Source organism: Peterkaempfera griseoplana, from assembly GCF_001418575.1.
In the GTDB taxonomy this organism is placed as follows: domain Bacteria; phylum Actinomycetota; class Actinomycetes; order Streptomycetales; family Streptomycetaceae; genus Peterkaempfera; species Peterkaempfera griseoplana.
Genome location: NZ_LIQR01000396.1, coordinates 1 through 7,181, shown reverse-complemented (window position 1 = coordinate 7,181; position 7,181 = coordinate 1). Strand labels below are relative to the sequence as shown.

The window sequence follows — 7,181 nt, the reverse complement described above, 5'->3', positions numbered from 1 at the left end:
GCCTGGTCGCCGGTGCCCGCAGCGGCGACAAGGGCGGCGACGCCAACATCGGCGTCTGGGCCCGCAGCGACGAGGGCTGGCGCTGGCTCGCCCACACCCTCACCGTGGAGCGGCTGCGCACCCTGCTGCCCGAGACCGCCGCGCTGCCCGTCAGCCGTCAGGTCCTGCCCGCGCTGCGTGCCCTCAACTTCACCGTCACCGGGCTGCTCGGCGAGGGCGTCGCCGCCCGCGCCCGCTTCGACCCGCAGGCCAAGGCGGTGGGGGAGTGGCTGCGCTCCCGCCACCTCGACATCCCGGAGTCGCTGCTGTGACCGTCCTCGTCTCCGCCCTCGACCCGGCCTCGCCGGACTTCGCCGCCAACCGCGACACCATGCTCGGCAGACTCGCCGACCTCGAGGCCGAGCACGCCAAGGCTGTGGGCGGCGGCGGCCCCAAGTACGTGGAACGCCACCGCGGCCGCGGCAAACTGCTCGCCCGGGAGCGCATCGAGCTGCTGCTCGACCCCGACTCGCCGTTCCTGGAGCTCTCCCCGCTCGCCGCCTGGGGCAGCGAGTACCCCGTCGGCGCGGGCACCGTCACCGGCATCGGCGTCATCGAGGGCACCGAGTGCGTCGTCACCGCCAACGACCCGACCGTGCGCGGCGGCGCCTCCAACCCCTGGACGCTGCGCAAGGCCCTGCGGGCCAATGAGATCGCCCTGCGCAACCGCCTCCCGCTGGTCAACCTGGTGGAGTCCGGCGGCGCCGACCTCCCCAGCCAGAAGGAGGTCTTCATCCCCGGCGGCGCCCTCTTCCGCGACCTCACCCGGCTCTCCGCCGCCGGCATCCCCACCGTCTCGGTGGTCTTCGGCAACTCCACCGCCGGCGGCGCCTACGTCCCCGGCATGTCCGACCACGTGGTGATGGTCAAGGAGCGCTCCAAGGTGTTCCTCGGCGGGCCGCCGCTGGTCAAGATGGCCACCGGTGAGGAGTCCGACGACGAGTCCCTGGGCGGCGCCGAGATGCACGCCCGTGCCTCCGGTCTCGCCGACCACCTCGCCGTCGACGAACCCGACGCACTGCGGCTGGCCCGCCGCATCGTCGCCCGGCTGCGCTGGGACAAGCGCGGCCCGGCCCCGTCCCCGTACGCGCCGCCGCCCCAGTACGACCAGGAGGAGCTGCTGGGCATCGTCCCCGGCGACCTCAAGGTGCCCTTCGACCCGCGCGAGGTGATCGCCCGGGTGGTCGACGACTCGGACTTCGACGAGTTCAAGCCGCTGTACGGGACCAGCCTGGCCACCGGCTGGGCACAGGTGCACGGCTATCCGGTCGGCGTCCTGGCCAACGCCCAGGGGGTGCTGTTCAGCGCCGAGTCGCAGAAGGCCACCCAGTTCATCCAGCTGGCCAACCAGCGCGACATCCCGCTGCTCTTCCTGCACAACACCACCGGCTACATGGTCGGCCGGGAGTACGAGCAGGGCGGCATCATCAAACACGGCGCCATGATGATCAACGCCGTCTCCAACAGCCGGGTGCCGCACATCTCCGTGCTGATGGGCGCCTCCTACGGCGCCGGGCACTACGGCATGTGCGGCCGCGCCTACGACCCGAGGTTCCTCTTCTCCTGGCCGAGCGCCAAGGCCGCCGTGATGGGCCCCCAGCAGCTCGCCGGGGTGCTCTCCATCGTCGCCCGGCAGTCGGCCGCGGCCAAGGGACAGCCGTACGACGAGGAGACCGACGCCGCCGTGCGGGCCATGGTGGAGCAGCAGATCGAGTCCGAGTCGCTGCCGATGTTCCTCTCCGGCCGGCTCTACGACGACGGGGTGATCGACCCGCGCGACACCCGCACGGTGCTCGGGCTCTGCCTGTCGGCGGTGCACAGCGCGCCCGTGGAGGGCGCACGCGGCTACGGCGTCTACCGGATGTGAGGGGCAGTCGGATGACCATGATCAGCTCGGTGCTGGTCGCCAACCGCGGCGAGATCGCCCGGCGCGTCCTGCGCACCTGCCGCGACGCGGGCATCGTCACCGTCGCCGTCCACTCCGACCCCGACGCCGAGGCACCTTATGTCCGGGAGGCCGACGCCGCCGTCCGGCTCCCCGGCGCCGCCCCCGCCGACACCTATCTCCGCGCCGACCTGCTGGTGGCGGCCGCGCTGGCGGCCGGGGCGGACGCGGTCCACCCCGGCTACGGCTTCCTCTCCGAGAACGCCGCCTTCGCCCGCGCCGTTCTCGACGCCGGACTGCTCTGGATCGGCCCGCCCCCGGACGCCATGGCCGCCATGGGCTCCAAGACCGAAGCCAAACGGCTGATGGCCGCCGCCGGAGTGCCCGTCCTCACCGCCGTCGACCCGGCGACCGCCACCGAGGCCGAGCTGCCGCTGCTGGTCAAGGCCGCGGCGGGCGGCGGCGGCCGGGGGATGCGCATCGTCCGCGGGCTCGCCGACCTCGACGGGGAGCTCACCGCCGCCCGCGCCGAGGCCGCCTCCGCCTTCGGCGACGCCGAGGTCTTCTGCGAGCCCTATGTGGAGACCGGCCGCCATGTCGAGGTGCAGCTGCTCGCCGACTCCCACGGGACCGTCTGGGCGGTCGGCGACCGCGACTGCTCGGTGCAGCGCCGCCACCAGAAGGTCATCGAGGAGGCCCCCGCGCCCGGCATCCCGGGCGCCGTGCGCAGCCGGCTGCACGAGGCGGCCCGCACCGCCGCCCGCGCCATCGGCTACACCGGAGCGGGCACCGCGGAGTTCCTGCTCGCCGGGGACGGCCGCTTCTTCTTCCTGGAGATGAACACCCGCCTCCAGGTCGAACACCCCGCCACCGAGTGCACCACCGGCCTCGACCTGGTCGCCTGGCAGCTGCGCATCGCCGAGGGCGCCGCCCTGCCCGCCGAGCCGCCCGGCACCCGGGGGCACGCCGTCGAGGCCCGCCTCTACGCCGAGGACCCCGCCGAGGGGTGGCAGCCGCAGAGCGGCCCCCTCCACCTGCTCGACCTGCCCGGCGTCGACACCCGCTTCGGGCCCCACCCCGCCGACGCCGGACTGCGCCTGGACTCCGGCGTCGAGGACGGCAGCACCGTCACCGTCCACTACGACGCCATGCTCGCCAAGGTCATCGCCTGGGCGCCCACCCGCGCGGAGGCCGCACGCCGGCTCGCCGGGGCGCTGGCCCGCGCCCGCATCCACGGACCCGCCACCAACCGCGACCTGCTGGTACGGGTGCTGCGCCACCCCGCCTTCCTCGCCGGGGAGGTGCACACCGGATTCCTGGAGCAGCACCACGCCGAGGTGGTCGACCCCGGGGCCAAGGACGGCCAGGCGCTGGCCGCCCTCGCCGCGGCCCTGGCCGACGCCGCGGCCAACCGGGCCGCCGCCCCCGTGCTCGCCGGGCTGCCCGCGGCCTGGCGCAACGTCCCCTCCGGGCCGCAGACCAAGCGCTACCGCTGCGGGGAGACCGAGCACGAGGTCCGCTACCGCAGGACCCGCGACGGACTCCGGGCCGAGGACCACCCCGGCGTCCGACTGCTCGGCGCCGAACCCGACCGGGTGGTGCTGGAGGCCGACGGGGTGCGCCGCACCTTCGGCGTCGCCCGCCACGGCGACACCGTCCATGTCGACTCCCCGCTCGGCGCCGTCACCCTCACCGCCGTCAGCCGCTTCCCGGACCCGGCCGCCCACACCGTCCCCGGGTCGCTGCTCGCGCCCATGCCCGGAACGGTCGTCCGCACCGCCGTCGCCGAAGGCGACACGGTGACCGCCGGGCAGACCGTGCTGTGGCTGGAGGCCATGAAGATGGAGCACCGGGTCACCGCCCCGACCGCGGGCACCGTCGCACAGCTGCGCGTCCGGCCTGGCCAGCAGGTCGAACCCGGCGCGCTCCTCGCCGTCGTCACCCAGCCATGAACCCCCGGCGGGAGAACCGCCCGGCGGCTCCCCGGTCCCGCGCCGCAAACCCGCCCGGCGCCTTGGCGTCCCGCGGCGGGCGATCCGCGGGCGCGGCGCCCCGGGCGCGGTCCCGCCGGGGGTCCGCCGCCCGTGGTCCGTGCGGGCCGGGGCCCGCCGCAGTCGAAGGGAAGCACGGTATGTCCGAGCAGCGCAGCACCTTCCAGGAGTCCGCCTTCAGCGAGTCCGACGAGCGCCGGGCGCTGCGCCGCGCGGTCTCCGCGCTCGGCCGCCGCTACGGCCTGGAGTACTTCCTCGCCAAGGCACGCTCCGGCGAGCGCACCGACGAACTGTGGCGGGAGGCCGGCAAGCTGGGCTTCCTGGGCGTCAATCTGCCCGTCGAGTACGGCGGCGGCGGAGCCGGCAGCTATGAGCTGTCCATCGTCCTGGAGGAACTCGGCGCCGCCGGCTGCCCCCTGCTGATGCTGGTGGTCACCCCCGCGATCTGCGGCTCCATCATCGCCCGCTTCGGTACGGAGCAGCAGCGCCGCCACTGGCTGCCCGGCTTCTCCGACGGCACCCTGCGGATGGCCTTCGCCATCACCGAGCCCGACGCCGGGTCCAACACGCACCGGCTGACCACCGTCGGCCGCCGCACCCCCGACGGCTGGCGGCTGAACGGCCGCAAGGTCTTCATCTCCGGCATCGAGGGCTCCGACGCCGTCATGGTGGTGGGCCGCACCGAGGACGCCCGCACGGGGAAGCTCAAGCCGGCCCTCTTCGCCGTCCCGGTGGACGCGCCCGGGTTCGAGTACCGCCGCATCCCCATGGAGATCGTCTCCTCCGAGCACCAGTACCAGGTCTTCCTGGACGATGTGGCGCTCCCCGCCGACGCCCTGATCGGCGATCAGGACACCGGACTGCTGCAGCTCTTCGCCGGGCTCAACCCCGAGCGCATCATGGCCGCCGCGTTCGCCGTGGGCATCGGCCGCCACGCCCTGGCCAAGGCGGTCGACTACGCCCGGGAGCGCACCGTGTGGCAGACCCCCATCGGCGCCCACCAGGGCATCGCCCACCCCCTCGCCCAGTGCCGCATCGAGCTGGAGCTGGCCCGGCTGATGATGCAGAAGGCCGCCCACCTCTACGACCGCGGGGACGACACAGGCGCCGGAGAGGCCGCCAACATGGCCAAGTACGCCGCCGGCGAGGCGAGCGCCCGCGCCGTCGACCAGGCCGTGCACACCCTCGGCGGCAACGGCCTCACCCAGGAGTACGGCCTCGCCGCGCTGCTGACCGCCTCCCGGGTGGGCAGGGTCGCCCCGGTGAGCCGGGAGATGATTCTCAACTTTGTTGCCCAGCACACCCTCGCTCTCCCAAAGTCGTACTGACCGGCACGCACACCGACAGGCACAGCCGGCTCCCATCCGGAGGGTCCCCATGGTGTTCCGCAGCGACTACCCCGACGTCCCCGTGCTCGACCTGCCCATCCATGACGCGGTGCTGGGCGGCGCGGCCGCCCGGGGCGACCTGGCGGCCCTGGTCGACGGGGTCACCGGGCAGCGCCTGAGCCATGCACAGCTCGACGCCGCCACCCGCCGCACCGCCGCCGGGCTCGCCGAGGCCGGGGTGGCCCCCGGCGACGTGATCGCCCTGCACAGCCCCAACACCATCGCCTACCCGGTGGCCTTCTACGCCGCCACCCGGGCCGGAGCCACCGTCACCACCGTCAGCTCGCTGGCCACCCCCGGCGAGCTGACCGCACAACTGCGCGACAGTGGCGCCCGCTGGATCATCACGGTCTCCCCCTTCCTCCCCGCCGCCCTGGAGGCGGCCGCGGCCCTGGCAGACACCCCCGCACCGATCCGCCGCATCTTCACCTGCGACCGCGTCGAGGGCCACCCCTCCCTGCTCGACCTGGCCGCCACCGGTGCACCCGAACCGACGCCCACCATAGATCCCGCCACCGACATCGCCGTGCTGCCCTACTCCAGCGGCACCACCGGCACCGCCAAGGGCGTGATGCTCACCCACCGCAACATCGCCACCAACCTCGCCCAGCTCGACGCCGTGCACCGGCCCGGCGAGGGCGAGCGGATCATCGCGGTGCTGCCGTTCTTCCACATCTACGGCCTCACCGCGCTGATGAACCATCCGCTGCGGGGCGGCGCCACCGTGGTGGTGCTGCCCCGGTTCGACCTGGAGCAGTTCCTGCAGACCCTCCAGGACCACCGGATCCAGGGCGTCTACGCCGCACCGCCGATGGTGCTGGCCCTCGCCAACCACCCCGCCGTGGACCGCTACGACCTCTCCTCGCTGGAGTACGTCCTGTCCGCCGCGGCCCCGCTCGACGCCGACCTGGCCGCCCGCTGCGCCCGCCGGCTGGGCATCGACGCGGTACGCCAGGCCTACGGGATGACCGAACTCTCCCCGGCCACCCACCTGGTGCCGCGCAGCGACCCCGCGCCGCCGCCCGGCGCCGTCGGCCGGCTGATCGCCGGCACCGAGATGCGGGTGGTCGCGGTCGACGGCGAAGCCGCCGGAACCGACCTGCCCGCGGGGGAGCCCGGAGAGCTGCTGATCCGCGGACCGCAGGTGATGCGGGGCTACTTCGGGCGCCGCACCGAGACCGACGCGATGATCGACGAGGAGGGCTGGCTGCACACCGGCGACATCGGCTATGTCGACGCGCACGGCTATCTGCACATCGTCGACCGGGTCAAGGAGCTGATCAAGTACAAGGGCTACCAGGTGGCCCCCGCCGAGCTGGAGGCGGTGCTGCTGGCCCACCCCGCCGTCGCGGACGCCGCCGTGATCGGGGTCGCCGGAGCGGACGGCGGGGAGGTGCCCAAGGCGTTCGTGGTCCGTGCGCCGGGGAGTACCCTCACCCCGCAGCAGGTGATCGACCATGTGGCCGGGCAGGTCGCCCCGTACAAGAAGGTGCGTGTCGTGGAGTTCCTGGACGCCGTCCCCAAGTCGGCGGCCGGCAAGATCCTCCGCCGCACGCTGCGGGACCTGGAACGGTCCCGCTCGGCTCCGGCGGGAGCCCCCGCCGGAACCCTCGCGGCCGCCGCGGCCCCCGCGCCCGCCCCGGCCACCCAGACCCCCAGGCACGCCGGCAACGGAGCCGGCCCGGAAGAAGGCCTCTCGCGATGACCGACCCCACCGCCGCCCCCCTCGTCCGCCGCACGGTCGAGGGGGCGGTCGCCACCCTCACCCTGGACTCCCCGCACAACCGCAACGCCCTCTCCACCCGCCTGATGGACAAACTGGAGCAGGGCCTCGCCGAGGCAGCCGAGGACCCGGCGGTGCGGGCCGTGGTCCTCACC

At 74.3% G+C, this 7,181-nt stretch carries 6 protein-coding genes; all 6 read left to right on the top strand.

Going from position 1 to position 7,181, the window contains the following annotated elements; genetic code table 11:
* The coding region (locus AOK09_RS27235; RefSeq protein ID WP_456153971.1) for an AtuA-related protein at nucleotides 1–311 on the top strand (311 nt) is incomplete at its 5' end.
* A complete protein-coding gene (locus AOK09_RS27230) occupies nucleotides 308–1,906 on the top strand; it encodes an acyl-CoA carboxylase subunit beta (protein WP_055589900.1) in 1,599 nt (532 codons plus the stop codon). The genes AOK09_RS27235 and AOK09_RS27230, both read left to right, overlap by 4 nt.
* Before the next feature lie 17 nt (nucleotides 1,907–1,923).
* Complete coding sequence (locus tag AOK09_RS27225) at nucleotides 1,924–3,876, top strand: acetyl/propionyl/methylcrotonyl-CoA carboxylase subunit alpha (protein ID WP_055589901.1); 1,953 nt, start codon at nucleotides 1,924–1,926, stop codon at nucleotides 3,874–3,876.
* Between the two features lie 179 nt (nucleotides 3,877–4,055).
* Nucleotides 4,056–5,243, top strand: a complete 1,188-nt coding sequence (locus tag AOK09_RS27220) for an acyl-CoA dehydrogenase family protein (protein WP_055589899.1) — start codon at nucleotides 4,056–4,058, stop codon at nucleotides 5,241–5,243.
* Between the two features lie 49 nt (nucleotides 5,244–5,292).
* Nucleotides 5,293–7,008 (top strand): AMP-binding protein, encoded by a 1,716-nt coding sequence (locus AOK09_RS27215; RefSeq protein ID WP_063796084.1) that lies wholly within the window; start codon nucleotides 5,293–5,295, stop codon nucleotides 7,006–7,008.
* A partial coding sequence (locus tag AOK09_RS27210) for an enoyl-CoA hydratase-related protein (RefSeq protein WP_245687499.1) occupies nucleotides 7,005–7,181 on the top strand: 177 nt, incomplete at its 3' end. The genes AOK09_RS27215 and AOK09_RS27210, both read left to right, overlap by 4 nt.